The sequence below is a fragment of the Saccharibacillus sp. O23 genome, from assembly GCF_002205895.1.
Taxonomy (GTDB): Bacteria; Bacillota; Bacilli; order Paenibacillales; family Paenibacillaceae; genus Saccharibacillus.
The window spans coordinates 17,671-36,547 of the sequence record NZ_NJDE01000003.1 but is presented as its reverse complement, the minus strand read 5'-3'; the positions used below and the strand labels follow the sequence as shown (position 1 = coordinate 36,547).

Genomic DNA, 18,877 nt, shown 5'->3' with positions numbered 1-18,877 from the left:
GAGACCGAGATGGAATCGCGAATCAGCCCGCTGGCCCGGGAATTGATGATCACGTTCAGACGCTTCCAGCACCGAGGCAAAAAAAATCATCGAGGCCCGATGGCGGGGCGCAAACAAAGCGAAGGGATGCTGCTGATGGTTCTTCGCTCTCACGTCGATCACGGAGAGCCGGGCATCATGGTATCGGAATTGAGCCGAATTCTCGACGTGACCTCGCCGACCGTCACGCAGTTGATCAAGGGGCTCGAAAGCGACGGCCTGGTAGCCCGTTCTCCCGATCCGGCGGATCGCCGGGCGGTACGGATTACGCTGACGGACGAAGGAGTCCGCGTGACCGATTCGTTTATTCGGGAGATGGAATCGATGGTCGGCGGGCTGACGGAATACTTGGGCGAAGACGACACTCGGCAGTTCATTCACCTGCTGAACCGGACTCACGATTATTTCGCTTTGCGCGAAGAACGGGAACGGCAGGAGGAAGAAGAGATCGGGCAAGAACGGGACGCGGAGGCGTCCGACAAAGGAGAGAGACCGTTATGATGAAATTGTTCCGCATGCTGAAGCCTTATCGGGTCGGCGTGGTATTCGTCTTGTTGGCCGTGTTCGTGCAGGCGTTGACCGAATTGTACCTGCCGACTCTCATGGCCGACATCGTCGACGAAGGCATCGCCAAAAGCGATATTCCGTACATCTGGCAGATCGGCGGACTGATGCTCGGCGTAGCGCTGGCCGGCATGGTCTGTTCGATCGTCGGCAGCTATCTGTCCGCCCGGGTATCGATGGGATTCGGCCGCGATCTGCGCAGCAAAGTCTTCTCGCACGCGCAGCGATTCACGCTCAAAGAATTCGATAAGTTCGGTACGGCTTCGCTGATCACCCGGACCACCAACGATATCACGCAGGTTCAGCAGGTGCTGATCATGATGCTGCGGATGCTGGCGATGGCGCCGATGATGATGATCGGCGGGATCATCATGGCCGTGTCCAAAGACGCCCAACTGTCGCTGGTGCTGGTCGTGGTCATTCCGATTCTGGCCCTCTTGATTCTGGTCCTCGGACGCAGCGCGCTGCCGCTGTTCAAAGCGATGCAGAAAAAGATCGACCGATTGAACCTCGTGCTGCGCGAGAACTTGACCGGGATTCGCGTCATCCGCGCGTTCGGCCGCGAAGACAGCGAACGCAAACGGTTCGACGAAGCGAGCCGCGATCTGACGGATACGGCGATCCGCGTCAATAAGCTGATGGCGGCCATGATGCCGGCCATGATGCTGATCTTGAACTTCTCCACGATCGCGATCATCTGGTTCGGCAGTATCCGGATCGACGCCGGGCATATGCAGCTCGGCAACCTGATCGCGTTCATCCAATACGCGATGCAAATTCTGTTCTCTTTGATCATGGTCTCGATCATCTTCGTCATGGTTCCGCGGGCTTCCGTATCCGCCGGCCGGATCAACGAAGTCCTCGAAGCCGTGCCGGATATCGAAGACGCTCCGTCGCCGAAGACGGTCTCCGAACGCGGCCATCTGGAATTCCGCGACGTGTCCTTCAGCTACGAAGGCGCGGAAGCGCCGGCGATCGAACATATCTCGTTCGATGCCAAGCCGGGCGAAGTCACCGCGATCATCGGCGGCACCGGATCGGGCAAATCGACGCTCGTCAGCTTGATTCCGCGCTTCTACGACGTCTCCTCCGGCGCCGTGTTGGTCGACGGCGTGGATATCCGCGATCTGTCGCAGGAATCGCTGCGCCGCAAGATCGGTTACGTGCCGCAGAAAGCGCTGCTGTTCACGGGCAGCGTGGCGGAGAATATCCGCCACGGCAAAGAAGACGCGACCGACGAAGAAGTTCGCGAAGCGGCCCGGATCGCGCAGGCGGCCGAGTTTATCGACGGCCTCGAAGAAGGCTACGATTCGCCGGTCTCGCAGGGCGGGTCGAACCTGTCCGGCGGTCAGAAACAGCGCTTGTCGATCGCCAGAGCGCTGGTGCGTCGTCCGGAAATCTATATTTTCGACGACAGCTTCTCGGCGCTCGACTTCAAGACCGACGCCAGACTTCGCGCCGCGTTGAAGCATGAGACCAAAGACTCGACCGTCCTGATGGTCGCGCAGCGCGTCAGCACGGTCATGGATGCCGACCGCATCATCGTGCTCGACCAAGGCCGGGTGGCCGGAGTCGGCCGCCACGGCGAATTGATGCGTACCAGCGAAGTGTATCGCGAGATCGTTTCTTCGCAATTGTCCGAAGAAGAGATCGCCGCACGGTTAGAGGAGGAAGTGCAATGAGCGAACAAAACAGCAAAGCGCAGGCTCCGCGCAGAGGTCCCGGGCCCGGCATGGGACACGGACCGGGCGGCATGATGATGCCGGGAGCCAAACCGAAGAACTTCAAAGCGACGTTCAAGCGCTTGACGGGTTATTTGGCTCCGTTCAAGTTCCATCTGCTCGCGGTATTGATCACGGCGATCTTGAGCACGGTCTTCAATATTCTGGGACCGAAGATCATGTCCAAAGCCGTCACCAAACTCAGCGAAGGCGTCATCGCCAAGATGCAGGGGATTCCGGGCGCGGCAGTCGATTTCGAATACATCTGGCAGATCGTCATGATTCTCGCCGGACTGTACGTCGCGAGCGCATTGTTCGGTTATCTTCAGCAGTACATCATGGCGGGCGTCGCGCAGCGCACCTCTTACGGCCTGCGCAAAGAGGTCAAAGAAAAACTGGACCGCCTGCCGCTGAAATATTACGACAACCACCCTTACGGCGACGTGCTGAGCCGCGTGACCAACGATATGGATAATATCAGCAACACGCTGCAGCAGAGCTTGACGCAGATCATCACGTCGCTCGTGACGATCGTCGGCGTCATCGTCATGATGCTGACGATCAGCCCGATCATGACGCTGATCACCGTGCTGACGATCCCGCTCAGCCTCGTGGTGGTCATCGTGATCGCGAAGCGCTCGCAGAAACATTTCGCCGGCCAACAGCGCGCGCTGGGCGATCTCAACGGCCATGTCGAAGAGATGTACAACGGCCAACGCGTCATCAAAGCCTACGGCCGGGAAGATGCTTCGCAGCGGCAGTTCGAGAAGCATAACGCCGAATTGTACGAATCCGGCTGGAAAGCGCAGTTCATCTCCGGCTTGATCATGCCGCTGATGTCGTTCATCGGCAATATCGGCTACGTGTTGATCTGCGTGGTCGGCGGCATCTTCGCGACCAACGGACGGATCAAGATCGGCGACATCTTGGCGTTCATTCAATACGCCAGACAGTTCACGCAGCCGATCACCCAGACGGCGAACATCGCCAATATCATTCAGTCCACGGTCGCTTCCGCGGAACGCGTATTCGAAGTCTTGGACGAAGAAGAGCAATCGCCCGATCTGAAGCTGGAGCAGCGGATGACCGGCAAAGGCGAAGTCAAATTCGAACATGTCCGTTTCGGTTATTCGGAAGACAAGCCGCTGATCAAAGACATGAATATCGACGTGCTTCCGGGGCAGACCGTAGCCATCGTCGGTCCGACAGGGGCCGGCAAGACCACGCTGATCAACCTGCTGATGCGTTTCTACGAAGTGAACGGCGGGGCGATCAAGATCGACGGCGTCGATACGGCCAAGCTCGACCGCGATCGTCTGCGTTCGCTGTTCGGCATGGTGCTTCAAGATACGTGGCTGTTCGGCGGAACCATTCGCGAGAATATCGCTTACGGACGCGAAGGGGCGACCGAAGAAGAGATCGTGCGCGCGGCGGAAGCGGCGAGAGCCGATCACTTCATCCGAACGCTGCCGGACGGTTACGACACGGTGCTGAACGAAGAAGCGTCGAACATCTCACAAGGTCAGAAACAGCTGCTGACGATCGCGCGCGCCGTATTGGCGGACCCTCGCATCCTGATTCTCGACGAAGCGACGAGCAGCGTCGATACGCGGACCGAGATCTTCATTCAGCAGGCGATGGGCGAATTGATGAAAGGACGCACCAGCTTCGTGATCGCGCACCGTTTGTCGACGATCAAAGGCGCGGACCTGATTCTCGTCATGAACCACGGCGAAGTCATCGAGCAGGGCACCCACGAAGAACTGTTGGCGTCGGGCGGATTCTATGCCGACCTGTACAACAGCCAATTCTCCGAAGAAGCCGTGTAAACATCCGGCTTTCGGTTGTCGAATCCGTCATTCGTCCGCAAAAGAACACCTTAACGAATCCGAACTTGCGGAACCGGCGATCTCGCCGGTTCTTTTTTGCGCGCGCATCAGGTAAACTCATGCATTTTTTTGCATAGATACCTATCATCCTAATGGATTTCGTTCATTTATTCGATATAATGAGGGAAAGGTTTTACTTGCTTCAAGCAAGAGCAATGAGGCGAATTTCGAACCAATATCATAACGCAAAGTGGGTACCGATTTATGATCTCTGTCCTCGACACAGGTTTAACGGAGAATTGGAACGGCATATGGATCGTCCTATCGCTGTCGGTCGCGGTGCTCTCCTGTTACTTGAGCTTCAGCCTGGCCGGAAGAAAAGGACGAACGAGGCGGGGAGACAAACGAATCCATCTGGTCGCGGCCGGGACGGTTCTCGGTACGGGAACTTGGTTGGTTCACGTGATGAGTTTGTGTTCGTACCATCGCCGCGTCTCGCTGCATTACGACCCCGTCATTGCCGGATCGGCGTTCGTCGCGGTCAGTTTGTCCGCATACATAATGCTTCGACTGTTCGTCAAGCAGCAGCCCGTAACGAGTCGGCTCGCCGGCGCCGCATTCGGTTTCGGCGTCACGTTGATGTCCGCATTGGGCATTCTCTCGCTGCGTCCCGGCATCATCGTGGGCGTGGATCCGATCGTCGGATTTTTTTCGATCGCGATTATATTCATTTCCGCTTATTTTGCGCTTTATGTGCTTGGCAATTTTCGCCGTTCGTCCGGCTTCTCTTTGTCGCTTCCGGTCGCCGCGCTCATTCTCGGGTCGGGTCTTTTCGCCACGCAGCATGCGGTACTGGGCGCGCTGCGCATCGACAGCATACGTTCTCCCGCTGCCGCGTTGGGGTATACGGGCCTGCCTTCTTCGTATTTCGTAACCGGAGCGTCGATCTTGGTAGCCGCGATTCTGGCGATTACGTGGACGTTTATGGTATTCGAACGCCGCATGCTCAAGCAGCTTGCTTTTCTCGATCCGTTGACCGGTCTTCGAAACCGTTACGCGTTGGCCGAATACGCCGATCGCCGTCTTGCCGAAGATCGGTTGGGTTCGATGGTGCTGGTCAATCTCGATCGTTTCAAAGTGATCAACGATACGTTGGGCAGGGATCTGGGCGACCAATTGTTGAGCCATGCCGCACAGCGCATCCGTACCCGAATCCAAGATCAAGAAGCATTGTTTCGCATGGACGGCGACGAGTTTCTGTTGGTAGGCTCGGAGAAAGATCCGGAACTTCTGCTGCATCGGGTGAACATGATGCTTAACGAGATCGGCCGTCCTTACCTGATCGAAGGCAACGAGCTGTACGTGACGGCAAGCGCCGGCATCAGTCTGTTTCCCGGGCACGGACAGGATCGCTCGTCGCTGCTCAAAGCGGCGGACGCCGCGCTGTACCAAGCGAAAGCTTCGGGCAAAGACAAGACCGTCTTCTTCAACGCGGGAATCGGCGGGCAGTTGACCCGCAAGATGGAATTGGAGAAAGATATGCGCGTCGCGCTCGAACACGGCCAATTCTTTATCGTGTACCAGCCCAAATGGGATGCCCGTTCGAGCCGCGAAGCCGGATTCGAAGCGCTGCTCCGTTGGCGGCATCCGGAGAAAGGCGTCGTTTCGCCGGGCGAATTTATCCCGATCGCCGAGGAAACGGGCCTGATCGTGCCGATGACCCGCTGGATGCTCGGCGAAGTATGCCGCCAGAACAAACGTTGGCAGGACGAAGGGAAGTTCCGCGTCTGCATCTCGGTAAATATGTCTTATCGCGTATTCGAGAGCATGACGCTTTTCCAGATGGTGGACGAAGCGCTGCGCTCCAGCGGATTGCCCGGCACGATGCTGGAACTCGAGATCACCGAATCGATCGCGATGAAGAACATGGCGATCACGCTGTCCCAGCTTCAGCAGGTCCGCGACCTGAAAGTCCGGGTGTCGATGGACGATTTCGGAACCGGACATTCGTCGCTCGGAAGGCTGGACGAGATTCCGGTGGATACGCTCAAGATCGATCAGTCGTTCGTTAAAAACAGCAATCTGCTATCCAAACAGGCGCTGATCGTAGGCATCATCGGCATCGCGCGCCTGCTCGATCTGGAAGTGGTGGCGGAAGGCGTCGAGACGGCGGAACAAGCCGATTTTCTGCTGTCGCGCGGCTGCGTGCTGATGCAAGGTTATTATTATGGACGTCCCATGCTGCCGGATGAAGTCGAAGCCGGAGCGTGGCGCGTCAATGCTGCACCGATAGGAACCCGACAAGCCGATTAGGTCTTTGTCAACGCTAACTAACAACAGGTTTACGCGCTCTCGGGAGAACGTAAACCTTGGATTAGAAGTTGACGAAGGATCAGGTTTGCCGGGTTTTTCGTTTGCGTTCGATCCTCCTGCGGTCTTGCGGAGCCGCGCGGGGTAATGATAAGAGAATGTCGACGACAGAATCGCTCTCAGGCGAACGGAGGATGAAGAAATGCGTTGGAAAAGCGCGATGTTGGTCTACAACAGCAAAGCAGGCAAAGAAAAAGCCGCGCAGCTCGGCGATACCGTCGCGGCGTTGGCGGGAGAAGTCGGAGAACTTACGTTGGTACAGACGCAAGAGCCGGGAGACGGCGAGAAAGCTTGCCGGGAGCGCGGCGGCGATCATGAGCTTCTGCTCGTGCTCGGAGGCGACGGAACCGTGCACGAATGCATCAACGGGGCGGCTTTCGCCGATCCCGCGCCCGCCGTGGCCGTGCTGCCGGGCGGAACGTGCAACGATTTCGCGCGTACGCTGCGCCTGCCGCTTCAGGTAGGCCGCGCGGCGGAAGAAGTGTTGGCGGGCCGATTAAAAGAGACCGATCTGGGCAGCGTAAACGGTCGGGTGTTCACGAATTTCGTCGGAATCGGCTTGATCACCGATACGTCGGAAAATATCGATTCCGATCAGAAAGAGCGGATGGGCAAGCTCAGTTATTTCCTCAGCACGCTGCGGACTTTGCGCCAAGCCGAGCCTTTCGCTTTCCGCTTGACGCATGACGAAGGCACGATCGACAGCGAAGCCGTGATGATTCTGGTGGCGAACGGCCGCTCGCTGGGAACCGCCAAGCTGCCTTTCGCGGGGGAAGGCGTTCAAGACGGCCTGTTGGACGTTCTGATCGTGCGCGAAGCGGGATTATCGCTGGCTTGGCAGGTCATCAACGGCGGCGATCTGACCGATTACCGAGCGGGCGGCGGGGTGATCGAATATCTGCAAACGGCCTCCCTGCGGGTCGAAACGGACGAGCCCAAACGGATCGACAGCGACGGCGAAGTGTATCTGGAGACGCCTGCCGAGATCTCGGTGCTTCCTTCCAAGCTGCGTTTCTTCTACGGGCCTGAAGCGCCTTCGGGCGGGCTCCTCGGCGGACTGGGCGGTTCGGGCAAAGTCGACGGAGAGACGCGAACGAAGACGGCAGGCGAGCGGGATTCGCGCCGGAACACGTTCGAGGATTAAAGGGGGTTCGCGAGGAATATCGCGGACAAAGCGTTCTTCGGACAGGAGATTGCCGCGGCGATACGCGTCTCTCGGAGACGCGAAGTTTATTTCCCGGCTCCTGTCCGAAGCTCTTGACCGCGTATGACCCATGAGTCATAATAGAGCCAGATGACTCGTCGGTCATTCGGGAGCGAGCCGACATTTCGGGGGAAACGTGCGACTTGACAGAAAGATCGAGGCATGACGAACATGCCGACAGGAGGAGAACATGAACGAGAGAAAAGGGATCTTCGGCGCGCTGTCCGGCCGCGTAGGAAGATGGGTCGTGCTGGCGGTATGGATCGCGGCTGCCGTGCTGCTCAACGTGCTCTGGCCGGGAATCAACGAACGGGAAAACAACAACGCCGCCGATCTGAGCGATCAGTATCCGTCGGTGCAGGCCGCGCAGGTCGCGGAGCGAGAGTTTCCGGGCGACGGCGGCCAGCCGGCGCTGCTGGTCTGGAATCGAAGCGGAGGCTTGAGCGGCGAAGACTTGAACGGTCTGGCGAAATTGACGGAGTCGCTGGAGAGCGATCCGCTTCCGCAGCAGAAAGGCGTGCTGCCGCTGCATAAACTTCCGGCTCCCGCGCGCCAGTCGCTGCTGTCCGAAGACGGCGGCACGATCGTGCTTCCGGTGACCTTCGACGAAGCGGCCGACACGGACGCGCTCAAAGAAGACGTGACGCTGCTCAAAGAACGCATCAACGCCGTATTCGGAAGCGATCCGTTCGCCGTCGATACGGGAACGTCGGAGCTGTCGGCCCGCGTAACGGGTCCGGTCGGCATCGCCATCGACGCCGGAGCGTTGTTCCAGAACGCCGACGTCTCGCTGCTGATCGCCACGGTAGTTCTGGTCTTGGTGATCCTGCTGTTGATCTATCGCTCGCCGATCCTCGCGCTGATCCCGATCGTCGCCGTCGGCTTCGCGTATCTGGTCATCAGCCCGGTTCTCGGCACGATGGCCGATCGGGGCTGGATCACGGCCGACGCGCAGGGCATCTCGATCATGACCGTGCTGCTGTTCGGAGCGGGAACGGATTATTGCTTGTTCCTGATTACTCGGTTCAGACACTGCTTGACCGAGACGGCCGACAAGAAAGCGGCGCTCAGAGCCGCGCTAGCCGATTCGTCGGGAGCGATCGCGATGAGCGGCTTGACGGTCGTGCTGTCGCTGTTCACGCTGCTGCTCGCGAAGTACGGGGCTTATCATCGGTTCGCCGTGCCGTTCGGCGTGGCGATCCTGATCATGGGCGTCGCCAGCTTGACGCTGGTTCCCGCGCTGCTCGGCATTATCGGCCGGGCTTCGTTCTTCCCGTTCGTGCCGCGCACGCCGGAGATGGAAGAAGAACGCGCGCGCCGGAAAAACAAACCGGTCAAACCGCGCAAGAAAAACAAAGACAGCGCGATCGGCCGCATCGTCACCGAGCGTCCGTGGACCGTGGTGATCGCTTCCTTGATCGTGCTGGGCGGCCTGGCCGCCGCTTCTTCGCAGATCCGCTTCACCTACGATCTGCTGTCTTCGTTCCCGTCGGACATGGAATCGGTGGAAGGCTTCGACGCGATCGGCAAAGGCTTCACGCCGGGGGAATTGGCTCCGGTACAGGTGATGGTCGATACGGAAGGCCGAGACAACGATCTGGCGGACCGCTTGGCGGCGCTGCCGTTCGTCGCGAGCGTGGCGGAACCCGAGAACGGAGCGGAGAACGCGAACATCCGGCTCTATAGCGTCAAACTGAATATCAACCCGTACTCCAACGAAGCGATGGACGATATCGCGGAGCTGCGAAGCGCCGCCGAGACTTCGCTGACCGATGCGGGCGCGTCTTCGCCGGACGGCAAGATCTGGATCGGCGGACAAACGGCGACCCAGACCGACACGCGCGCGGCGACCGACCGCGATACGGATCTGATCATTCCGGTCGTCATCGGATTGATCGCGATCCTGCTGCTGGCTTACCTGCGTTCGATCGTGGCGACCGTCTATCTGATCGCGACCGTCGTGCTGTCTTATTTCTCCGCGTTGGGTCTCGGTTGGCTGATCCTGCATTACGTGCTGGGCCAAGACGCCGTTCAAGGCGCGATCCCGCTCTACGCTTTCGTGTTCTTGGTCGCGCTCGGCGAGGATTACAACATTTTCATGATCTCGAGCATCTGGAGCAAAAGCCGCCGCCTGCCGCTCAAGCAGGCGATCCGCGAAGGCGTCGGCGAGACGGGCACGGTCATCACTTCGGCGGGCGTCATTCTGGCCGGAACGTTCGCGGTGTTGGCGACGCTGCCGATTCAAGTGCTGGTGCAATTCGGCGTGGTGACGGCGCTGGGCGTGCTGCTCGATACGTTCATCGTTCGGCCGTTCTTGGTTCCTTCGATCACGCGTTTGCTGGGCGGAGCCGCATTCTGGCCCGCTCGCCCGCCTCGTCCGGACGTCGACGGCGCAGCGTCCGCCGCTGCCGCGAATTCCGAAATTTCCGCTCTCCGTTAAAAGCTTGTTTTCGAAAGTATCTTTACTGCGCGAGCCGAACCGGGCATAATGAATAGTGTTGTGACGGGTATGTAACATATAAATGCAACGGTAAAGCAAGTGACGTAACGATGAGCGAAAATGAGGCTTAACTGACGGGTATGTAAGGAGTGGAACGTTTGAAAACACCGGTATATTTCAATCATGACGGCGGAGTGGACGATCTGGTCTCGCTGTTCCTGCTGCTGCAAATGGAAGACGTGGAGGTCACCGGCGTATCGGTGATTCCGGCGGACGGTTATCTGGAGCCGGCGACCGACGCCAGCCGCAAGATTATCGACCGTTTCGGAAAAGGAAAAACCGTCGAGGTCGCCAAGTCGAACTCGCGCGGCAAAAATCCGTTCCCGGCCGAATGGCGCATGCATTCGTTCTTCGTGGACGCGCTGCCGATCCTGAACGAATCCGGCAAGATGGAAGCTCCGTTGTCGCCGCTTCCGGCGCATCGGCACCTGATCGAAACGGTCAAGAAGACGGAAGGACAGACGACGCTTCTGTTCACCGGTCCGCTGACCGATCTGGCGCGCGCGCTGGACGAAGCGCCGGAGATCGAAGAGAAGATCTCGCGCCTGTTCTGGATGGGCGGAACGTTCCAAGCGGGCAACGTGCAGGAACCGGAACATGACGGCACGGCCGAATGGAACGTCTTCTGGGACCCGGAAGCCGCGGATCGCGTATTCCGCAGCGGCATCGAGATCGATCTGGTCGCGCTGGAGAGCACGAACAAAGTGCCGCTGACTTTGGCGGTGCGCAATCGTTGGGCTTCGGAGCGCCGTTTCGAAGGCATCGATTTCTTGGGCCAATCCTACGCGTTCTGTCCGCCGCTCGTCTACATGGAGACGAACTCGACGTATTATCTGTGGGACGTGCTGACGACCGCTTCGCTGGGCAAACCGGAACTGGTCGAACGCCGCACGGTAAACGCGATCGTGATCCCGGACGGACCGAGCCAAGGCCGCACGGTCGAAACGGCGGAAGGCCGCCCGGTTCAGCTCGTGTACGACGTGGACGGAGCCGGATTCTTCGACTATATCACGGAGTTGGCGAGAGGGGCCGCGCCGGAACGTAAATAGACGTTCCGTGCTCGCGCCTTGCCGTGCAAGTCGATACCTGAACGTCGTTAAACGTTCCGTGCTTGCGCCTTGCCGTGCAAGTCGATACCTGAACGTCGTTAAACGTTCAGTGCTCGCGCTTTGCGCACTCTGCACCAAACCGAATTCATCCGAAAAGCGCGCGACCTCTTAGAGGTCGCGCGCTTTTTTTGCGCCTTGTTCGGATCACGCGGCGCGCTCGGCTGCTCGGTAAAAAACTTTCCGCAAACCCTCGCTTTTTCCCGCAAAGGGTGCTATAATTTAAATAAGATTTAGAATAAGTCTAAATTTAAATAAAAGGAGCGTATTTATCTATGGAAACCGTAAAAACGAACGTGAATGTCAATGCCTCCGCGGAACTGCATCGCGCGCTGAACAAACAAGTCGCCGACTGGTCGGTCCTTTATACGAAACTGCATAACTTCCACTGGTACGTGAAAGGCACGCATTTCTTCACGCTGCACGCGAAATTCGAAGAGTTCTACGATGCGGCGACCGCGCGCATGGACGAGATCGCCGAACGCCTGCTGACGATCGGCGGAGCCCCGGCGGCGACGCTGCGCGAACAGTTGGAACTGACGAGCGTGGCCGAAGCCCGAGGCGGAGAAACGGCCGAAGAAATGGTCGAGATCCTCGTTCGCGATTTCCGCGCCGAAGCGGCCGAACTGGAAGAAGCGATCGAGATCGCCGGTTCCCTGAACGACAAAGCGACGGAAGACCTGCTGATCGGCATCAAGAGCGCCGTAGACAAAGACGCTTGGATGCTGGAAGCTTACTTGGGCCGCTAAGACCCGCTTCGGCAGGGCCGCTCGGCTGCGTCGAACGGAACGCGTGCATTAGCGAACATGAATAACGAAGATCAAGCCGGTTTCGGAACGTCTGCGTATGCAGCTTCCGGACCGGTTTTTGACGTGAAGTCATCTACCCGCCTTTTCGACACCAAATCGCCCCGAATGATCTGCTTATTTTTTACCTTACTGCCTTATGATACAGATAGATGTGATTCAGATCATTTACATGACGGAGTGTGAGAGGTATGGACGATCGTTCGATTCTGCTTGCGGAAGCGGAACTATTTATACGTCGGTGTTATGCGGAATTGGAACGTACGGAAGAAGAGGCCGAGCTGCGACTGAAAGAGATCGTTCGGGAGATCGAAGCAAGCGGAACGTATACCCATACCTACGACGAACTTCGGCACGGAGCGCGTATGGCTTGGCGCAACAGCAATCGCTGCATCGGACGCCTGCCGTGGGACAGCCTGCACGTCATCGATAAGCGAGAAGCCGGGACCGAAGAAGAGATCGCCGAAGCGCTGATCGAGCATCTGGATTACGCGACGAACGGCGGAAGGATCCGTCCGACGATCACGATTCTGAAGCCGGAACGCGGCGAACGTCCGGGCGCGCGCGTCTGGAACGAGCAGTTGATCCGCTATGCCGGTTACGGAGGCGAAGACGGCGAACGAATCGGCGATCCGGCTTCGCTGGAATTCACGCAGGTCTGCGAAAGACTCGGTTGGCGAGGCGAGCGGACCGATTACGACGTGCTGCCGCTGGTGATCCAGCTTGACGGGGGAGCGCCCAAGTGGTTCGAACTGCCGCGCGAAAAGGTGCTGGAAGTGGAGATACGCCATGCGGGCCTGCCGGGTTTCGACGAACTCGGCCTGCGCTGGTACGCCGTTCCGGCCGTTTCCGGCATGAGGTTGGAGATCGGGGGCATTCGCTACGGAGGCGCGCCTTTCAACGGTTGGTATATGGGAACCGAGATCGGGGCGCGCAATTTCGCGGACGAAGGACGTTACGATAAGCTGCCCGCCGTCGCGGATCTGATGGGACTCGACCGCAGCCGCCGCAGCACGCTCTGGCAGGATCGGGCGCTGGTCGAACTGAACGTCGCGGTATTGGAATCGTATCGGGCAGCGGGCGTGAGCATGATCGACCACCATACGGCGGCCGCGCAGTTCGAGACGTTCGAGCGTCGCGAGAAAGAAGCGGGCCGCGACGTGACAGGCAACTGGGCTTGGCTGATTCCGCCGATGTCGCCCGCGACTACGCATGTGTTCCACAAGCGCTATGACAATACGATCGTGAAGCCGAACTTTTTCTACGGGAAAAAGCCTTACGGCGCCGCAGCGGTCTCCGCTTCTACGGCAGGCGTTTGTCCGGTGACCGGAGCCAAAAGCGAAGAATCCGCGGCAGCGGCCGGCGAACCGCGCGAACAGCCGGAAACGCGCGAAACGCTTCGCGGCCGTTCGGCGCATAGCGGCGCGGCCGGAGCGCCGAGCGGCTGTCCTTTCCATTAAAAAAAGAGCTTTTTGCCGATCGGGCAAAAAGCTCTTAAAAGCGAAACGAGAAAGCTTCGAATATTCGTTAAGCGAATCCGAAGCCTTTTCGCCGTGCGCGCAGCGGACTTACTGCGGGTTCGTCGTCCAGATGCCGGCGGATTTCACGAATACGCGCGCAGGCAGCTTCAAGGTCGCGATCGCGAGATCGGCTACGTCTTCCGGCTGCATCATGCGGTCTTCGTCGCCGATCGGCAGGTTGTTGCTGGAGGCCAGTTCGGTGTTGACGGTGCTCGGAGTCAGCGCGGTCACGCGGATGTTCGATTTGCGGACTTCCTGCATCAGCGATTCGCTCAGGCTGATCAGCGCCGCTTTGGACGCGCAGTACGCCGAACCCGTCGCGAAGCCGCGTTCGCCCGCGGTCGAAGCGACGTTCAGGATGCTGCCGCTGTTCTGCTCCAACATGAACGGAAGCGCGGCGCGAGTCGTATAATAAGCGCCCATCAGATTGACGCGAATGATGCGTTCCCACTCTTCCGGGTCCATCTCCGCCAGTTTGCCGAACGTCGCGATCCCCGCATTGTTGATCAAGATATCGATCGCGCCGAGCTGATCATGCAGCGAGTTGACCGCCGCTTCGATATCGGCGCGAACGGACACGTCCGCCGCTGCCGTGAAGACGTTGACCCCGTATTTCTCTTTCAGTTCGCCGGCGAGCGCGTCCAGATCGGAAGCCGTCCGGGCGATCAGGCCCAGATGCACGCCTTCGGCAGCCAACGCTTCGGCAGCGGCCCGGCCGATGCCTTTGCCTGCTCCGGTAATGACGGCCGTCTGATTCTTAAGTTCTAGCATAGCCACGATTCGTATCCTCCTTAGGAATAAAAAATCTCTCCTTGAAAAGTGTAACGGACCGGATCGGATTTTCCAAGCGAACGACCGCCAAGAAAAGAAACAGATGATTTTTTTGCGTATCGTACTTGGTAAGTTGTTTCAAAAAGTTAGAAAGCGGGTAAAATTATTGTTTGTTTCCATTTTCTCTGATTAGCGGTATACTATTCTTCGTCTTCCCTATAAAAAAAGGGAGCTTATGCCGATATTTAGAGTAAAAAAAGGAACGGGAGCAGCCGCATGAACAGAACCCTTATCGAACATACCGTCCTAGACGTTTTAACCCGTTCGAACAGCAAAATCGAAGTGGTGCTGGAGAATCTTTTCCCCGGTAAACGGTTGGTCGGCGGCAAGTACAGTCTGGATGATCGTCGAATCACGCTTTATCTCGGCGTGCTCGAAGAACAATGCAAGCTTTTGTTCGGAACGTTGGAGTCTTTCGAGGAATACGTGCGCGTCGTGTTGGCGCATGAACTCGGGCACGCCAACGATCCGGAATTGGAATATCTATCGGAACGTCTGATGAAGATTCGCGGCAGGTTGTCTCGAACCCGCGTATCGCTGCGATTGGAAGAGAATGCTTGGCGCTATGCGAACGACCTGATCCGTATGGAGAACCCTGCCATGTTCGATACGATCATGGGGCAATCGCTGTACAGCTATTACGAGGTTCTGCCCGAATATGCCGAGTATACGCAGTCTGCCGCCACGACGGCATAAAGCGGTCCGTCCGCTGTCGATTCATCCAAGATTCCGGCTTCGCCATCCTTGCACGAAGGAGGCGGGCCGGAATTTTTTTGTCTTTTTTGCAATCGTTCGCTTCGCTTTCGGCACGTCGGGCAGATGCCCATGCCGCTACAACGTCCGGAAGATCGCGTTTTCCCGCAGATGGCTGACCGGAAGGCCGGGGAACTGCTCGGCGAGACGTTCGGCTAAAAGCTGCATGCCCGGCACTTCGCTTTCGGCGTGACCGAGCACGATCAGCCCGCAAGGGCGGCCGAGCCGGTTCGCTTCGCGCACGTATTCCGGCGTTTCCCATTCCGGGCCTTCGCCGCAGACGATCAGATCGGCGTCGCCCCGCTCCAGCAGCGGAATGACGGCTTCGCCGCCGCCGCGGTAACCGACCAGCACGCCGGTTCGCGAGCAGCGCATAGCCGGATCGCCGACGATCCGCAGAGAGGCAAGGCCCAAACGCTGCTTGATCTCCGCCGCGATTTCTTCGAGCGAAGCTTCCGGCAGCGTCAGCAGCGCCGCTTCGGGACGCTGTTCGCGTACATGTGAAGTCCATCCCAACGCTCGGATCAGTCCTTCGGTCACGCCGTCCGGCGCATAACGGTGCAGGCCGTCGTGGAAACGGAACACGTTCATGCCGAGCGCTTCGATCTTCTGCCGTTTAAGCGCGGCGATCCGTCCTTCGGGAACCTCTTCCTTGCGTTCATGATGCGAGAAAAACAATCCTTCGTGCCCGATCACCAGATTGGCGCCCGATTCCGCCGCCCGCTCGATGACCGAGAGCGTCGGCATGAACGCGGTAACGATACCCGTGACCGGAGCGTCGAGGTCGCCGATCAGCAGCCGGTCCGAGGTGTTCTCCGGCAGGGGAGAAGCGAGAGGGCGGAGCAGGGAATCGATCACTGTTCGTACGGTGACCGGTTCGCGGTGCGAAATATCCATAAACATTCCTCCTGTTCGATTCCGTTCTTCAAAAAAAGGTCCCGAACGCCTGAGCGGCGTCCGGGCGTGAATCTCGTTTTAATAACCCAGCGTTTCTTTGGTGCGATTGAAGATTTCGTTCGCCGTCTGGATATAACGGTCCGCGCCGTTGGCTTGAACTTGCGCGACGTACGCATCCCAACCGGCGTTCAAGTCTTCCTGCCCGGTAATGAACTTGAGCGTCATCGTATCCACGTAGTCCATCAGCGGTTTGGAAATCAGGTTCATTTCTTCCGCTTCGTCCGTCGTCGCCATGATCGGCGGTTGGATCGGTCTAGGCTCGCGGTATTTCTTGATCCGTTCCATATAATCCTGCTCGCCTTCGGTCATCTTGGAGAAACGCAGTTCGTCCGAACCGCCGTAAGCGAACACGCCGCCGGCGTAACCGAGATCGACGTTCAGTTTCTTGGTGCCGGTATCGGCGTTGAGGCCGTTATACGTGATGTCCGGATTCAGCACGATCTTGCCGCTGTCGTCGCGGGTATAGGTCTCGCCTTCGTTACCCCATAGAGCGAAGGTCTGGCCTTCGTCCGAATACCAGAGCCAGTCGATGAAGCGGAGCATTTTGATAAAGTCTTCTTTGCCGAGTTCTTTGAGCGCGTTCTGACTGATCATGATGCCGTTCTCCAGACGCGAGTTTTCGATCTGAAGCAGGCCTTCCGGTCCGCCCGGCTGCACGACCATGTACAATTCGCTGTTCTTGTCCTGCATTTTGCTCATGGAATCGGCCAGCGTCTGGTAGTTGCCGTTGATGACGAACGTTTCGCCCTTATAGAATTTGGCGCGCGCCGATTCGTCGTCTTGGGTAAACGATTCCGGATCGAGCAGGCCGTCTTTGACCAATTTGTTGAGATAAGTCAGATACTCTTTGAATTCCGGCGTGGAGTCGGCGAAATAGAATTCTTTTTTGTCTTCGTCGAATTTCACGCCGTTCGCCAGTCCCCAACCGCCGGTGACGCCGTAAGCGACGCCGGTGATCCCGAGCGTGGAGTCGCCTTCGTACTGATCGGACCAGACATAATCCGCTCCTGTATACGCTTTCACTTTTTTGAGCGCTTCGTAGAAATCTTCGTAGGTCCATTTGCTTTCCAACGCTTCGACGTCGACGCCGGCCGCTTCGAACACGTCTTTGCGGATCACGTACGAATAACCGCCGCCCGCGGATTCCCACATGCCCGGAAGCACGTAATATTTGCCGTCTTCGCGCAGTTTGGCTTTCAAATCGTCGGTCATGCCCCATTTCTCCACGGCTTCCGTGTAGTTCGGCATGTACTGCGTCCATTCGCTGATCGGCACGATCTGGCCGCCGGCGACGAACGCGCTTTCGTCGTACGTTTTCGGAATGATGTACGGAGCGTCGCCGGAGTTGATGACGAGCGCTTTCTGATTTTCGTATTCCGCGCGCGCCGTGATCGACAGATCGAACGAGACGTTGGTTTTTTCTTTGAGCGAAGACCAGAACGGCCAATCCGCTTGATACGGATACGCTTCGTTGTCGCTGAACATCATGGAGTAAGTCACCGGCTCGTCGGAACGGAACGTCTTGCCCGCGCCGTAAGTATACCCTTGCGCTTCCTGTTTGCCTTCCGGATCGGGGGCATTGGCCGCGGTGTCGCCGTCGGAGCTTCCGCACGCGGCGGTGCCGGCAGCGAGCAGGACCGCCAGCGCGATTTTGCCGAAATTGCTGAACTTGTTCATAAAGACCTCCCGTGTATTGGTTTGGCTTTATAGAAACGGAGAAAAGCGGACAGCGGCATCGGCCGCTTTCGGGCTTGAGTCTCCGGCTCTATCTTTACGAATTGCGCGGTTCGTCAACCTTTGACCGAGCCGATCATCATGCCTTGAACGAAATATTTCTGCACGAACGGATAGATGCAGATGATCGGCAGGGAAGTGAGCACCATGGCGGCGGACTTGATGGTCGCGGCGATCTGCGTGGTCGATTCGGCGCTCGCGCCGACTTCCGCCGTGCTGACCGTGCTGTCGATGATCTGTCTGAGATACAGCGCGACCGGCCATTTTTCTTTGGATTGCAGGAACAGCGCCGGACCGAACCAGTTGTTCCAGATGCCGACGATGCAGAACAGGGTCATCGTGGCGAGGATCGGTTTGGACAGCGGCAGCACGATGCGCAGGAAGATGCGGTACCCGCCGAGCCCGTCGACTTTCGCGGCTTCTTCGACTTCGTTCGGAATCGAAGCGAAGAACGTTTTCATCAAAATGACGTTGAACGCGCTGATCGCGCCGGGGATGATGATCGCCCACATCGTATCGCGCATATGCAGCGTTTTGGAGATCAGAATGAAGTTCGGGATCAGTCCGCCGCTGAAATACATGGTAAACAGCACGAAAGGAATGAAAAATTTGTTCAGCCGCAGTTTGTCTTTGGATAACGGATAAGCCAGTATCGCGGTGCCCATGACGGCGATGAACGTGCCGAGCGCGGAATACAGGATCGTGTTCCAGTAGTAGAGATAGAAGTCCGGTTTGCCCAAGATCAGCTTATAGGTAGCCGCGGTGAAGTCGACCGGGAAGATGCTGACTTTGCCGGCGTAGATGGCTTCTTCCGAACTGAAGGATTGGGCGACCAGATACAAGAACGGATACAGCGTGAACAGGACGACCAGCAGCATGACGACGGCGTTGAACACCCGGAAGATCCGGTACGATAAGGAATTGTCCATGACGAAGGCTCCTT

The 18,877-nt window shown here is 58.0% G+C and carries 14 protein-coding genes; 10 read left to right on the top strand and 4 right to left on the bottom strand.

Annotation, left to right across the window (positions count from 1 at the left end):
- The first annotated feature begins 9 nt into the window (after positions 1–9).
- From CDO73_RS04270 to CDO73_RS04230, 9 genes are all read left to right on the top strand, one after another.
- Complete coding sequence (locus CDO73_RS04270; protein WP_256972559.1) at positions 10–540, top strand: MarR family winged helix-turn-helix transcriptional regulator; 531 nt, start codon at positions 10–12, stop codon at positions 538–540.
- Positions 537–2,285, top strand: coding sequence for an ABC transporter ATP-binding protein (locus CDO73_RS04265; protein ID WP_088487270.1), 1,749 nt, complete (start codon positions 537–539; stop codon positions 2,283–2,285). The genes CDO73_RS04270 and CDO73_RS04265 overlap by 4 nt, the downstream gene beginning before the upstream one ends.
- Complete coding sequence (locus tag CDO73_RS04260) at positions 2,282–4,153, top strand: ABC transporter ATP-binding protein (protein ID WP_088487269.1); 1,872 nt, start codon at positions 2,282–2,284, stop codon at positions 4,151–4,153. The genes CDO73_RS04265 and CDO73_RS04260 overlap by 4 nt, the downstream gene beginning before the upstream one ends.
- 264 nt (positions 4,154–4,417) lie before the next feature.
- The gene (locus tag CDO73_RS04255) at positions 4,418–6,466 is read left to right on the top strand and encodes a putative bifunctional diguanylate cyclase/phosphodiesterase (RefSeq protein ID WP_088487268.1); all 2,049 of its coding nucleotides are present in this window, start codon (positions 4,418–4,420) and stop codon (positions 6,464–6,466) included.
- A 199-nt stretch (positions 6,467–6,665) separates the two neighbouring features.
- Positions 6,666–7,667 (top strand): diacylglycerol/lipid kinase family protein, encoded by a 1,002-nt coding sequence (locus CDO73_RS04250; RefSeq protein WP_088487267.1) that lies wholly within the window; start codon positions 6,666–6,668, stop codon positions 7,665–7,667.
- 250 nt (positions 7,668–7,917) lie between these two features.
- Complete coding sequence (locus CDO73_RS04245; RefSeq protein WP_088487266.1) at positions 7,918–10,167, top strand: MMPL family transporter; 2,250 nt, start codon at positions 7,918–7,920, stop codon at positions 10,165–10,167.
- Positions 10,168–10,325: 158 nt separating this feature from the next.
- Complete coding sequence (locus tag CDO73_RS04240; RefSeq protein ID WP_088487265.1) at positions 10,326–11,276, top strand: nucleoside hydrolase; 951 nt, start codon at positions 10,326–10,328, stop codon at positions 11,274–11,276.
- Positions 11,277–11,608: 332 nt separating this feature from the next.
- Positions 11,609–12,082 carry a Dps family protein gene (locus CDO73_RS04235; protein WP_088487264.1) on the top strand — a complete coding sequence of 158 codons (474 nt, stop codon included), beginning with the start codon at positions 11,609–11,611 and terminating at the stop codon, positions 12,080–12,082.
- Between the two features lie 248 nt (positions 12,083–12,330).
- The gene (locus tag CDO73_RS04230; protein ID WP_088487263.1) at positions 12,331–13,599 is read left to right on the top strand and encodes a nitric oxide synthase oxygenase; all 1,269 of its coding nucleotides are present in this window, start codon (positions 12,331–12,333) and stop codon (positions 13,597–13,599) included.
- 108 nt (positions 13,600–13,707) lie between these two features.
- On the opposite strand, the gene CDO73_RS04225 is transcribed toward CDO73_RS04230, so the two are convergent.
- Entirely contained in the window at positions 13,708–14,430 is a 723-nt protein-coding gene (locus CDO73_RS04225) for a 3-ketoacyl-ACP reductase (RefSeq protein ID WP_088487262.1), read from the bottom strand.
- 276 nt (positions 14,431–14,706) lie between these two features.
- Between CDO73_RS04225 and CDO73_RS04220 the strand changes: the two genes are divergently transcribed.
- On the top strand, positions 14,707–15,186 hold the full coding sequence (locus CDO73_RS04220) for a hypothetical protein (RefSeq protein ID WP_088487261.1): 480 nt from the start codon (positions 14,707–14,709) through the stop codon (positions 15,184–15,186).
- 135 nt (positions 15,187–15,321) lie between these two features.
- On the opposite strand, the gene CDO73_RS04215 is transcribed toward CDO73_RS04220, so the two are convergent.
- From CDO73_RS04215 to CDO73_RS04205, 3 genes are all read right to left on the bottom strand, one after another.
- Positions 15,322–16,140: a Nif3-like dinuclear metal center hexameric protein gene (locus CDO73_RS04215; RefSeq protein WP_256972558.1), complete on the bottom strand. Its 819-nt coding sequence runs from the start codon at positions 16,138–16,140 to the stop codon at positions 15,322–15,324.
- Between the two features lie 78 nt (positions 16,141–16,218).
- Positions 16,219–17,877, bottom strand: coding sequence for an ABC transporter substrate-binding protein (locus tag CDO73_RS04210; protein ID WP_088487260.1), 1,659 nt, complete (start codon positions 17,875–17,877; stop codon positions 16,219–16,221).
- Positions 17,878–17,990: 113 nt separating this feature from the next.
- Complete coding sequence (locus CDO73_RS04205; RefSeq protein ID WP_088487259.1) at positions 17,991–18,863, bottom strand: carbohydrate ABC transporter permease; 873 nt, start codon at positions 18,861–18,863, stop codon at positions 17,991–17,993.
- Positions 18,864–18,877 lie beyond the last annotated feature (14 nt).

Excerpts from the sequence above, each read along its gene's own strand:
- CDO73_RS04270 (WP_256972559.1), top strand. The coding sequence starts at position 10 with ATGGAATCGCGAATCAGCCCGCTGGCCCGGGAATTGATGATCACGTTC.
- CDO73_RS04265 (WP_088487270.1), top strand. The coding sequence starts at position 537 with ATGATGAAATTGTTCCGCATGCTGAAGCCTTATCGGGTCGGCGTGGTA.
- CDO73_RS04260 (WP_088487269.1), top strand. The coding sequence starts at position 2,282 with ATGAGCGAACAAAACAGCAAAGCGCAGGCTCCGCGCAGAGGTCCCGGG.
- CDO73_RS04255 (WP_088487268.1), top strand. The coding sequence starts at position 4,418 with ATGATCTCTGTCCTCGACACAGGTTTAACGGAGAATTGGAACGGCATA.
- CDO73_RS04250 (WP_088487267.1), top strand. The coding sequence starts at position 6,666 with ATGCGTTGGAAAAGCGCGATGTTGGTCTACAACAGCAAAGCAGGCAAA.
- CDO73_RS04245 (WP_088487266.1), top strand. The coding sequence starts at position 7,918 with ATGAACGAGAGAAAAGGGATCTTCGGCGCGCTGTCCGGCCGCGTAGGA.
- CDO73_RS04235 (WP_088487264.1), top strand. The coding sequence starts at position 11,609 with ATGGAAACCGTAAAAACGAACGTGAATGTCAATGCCTCCGCGGAACTG.
- CDO73_RS04230 (WP_088487263.1), top strand. The coding sequence starts at position 12,331 with ATGGACGATCGTTCGATTCTGCTTGCGGAAGCGGAACTATTTATACGT.
- CDO73_RS04225 (WP_088487262.1), bottom strand. The coding sequence starts at position 14,430 with ATGCTAGAACTTAAGAATCAGACGGCCGTCATTACCGGAGCAGGCAAA.
- CDO73_RS04220 (WP_088487261.1), top strand. The coding sequence starts at position 14,707 with ATGAACAGAACCCTTATCGAACATACCGTCCTAGACGTTTTAACCCGT.
- CDO73_RS04215 (WP_256972558.1), bottom strand. The coding sequence starts at position 16,140 with ATGGATATTTCGCACCGCGAACCGGTCACCGTACGAACAGTGATCGAT.
- CDO73_RS04210 (WP_088487260.1), bottom strand. The coding sequence starts at position 17,877 with ATGAACAAGTTCAGCAATTTCGGCAAAATCGCGCTGGCGGTCCTGCTC.
- CDO73_RS04205 (WP_088487259.1), bottom strand. The coding sequence starts at position 18,863 with ATGGACAATTCCTTATCGTACCGGATCTTCCGGGTGTTCAACGCCGTC.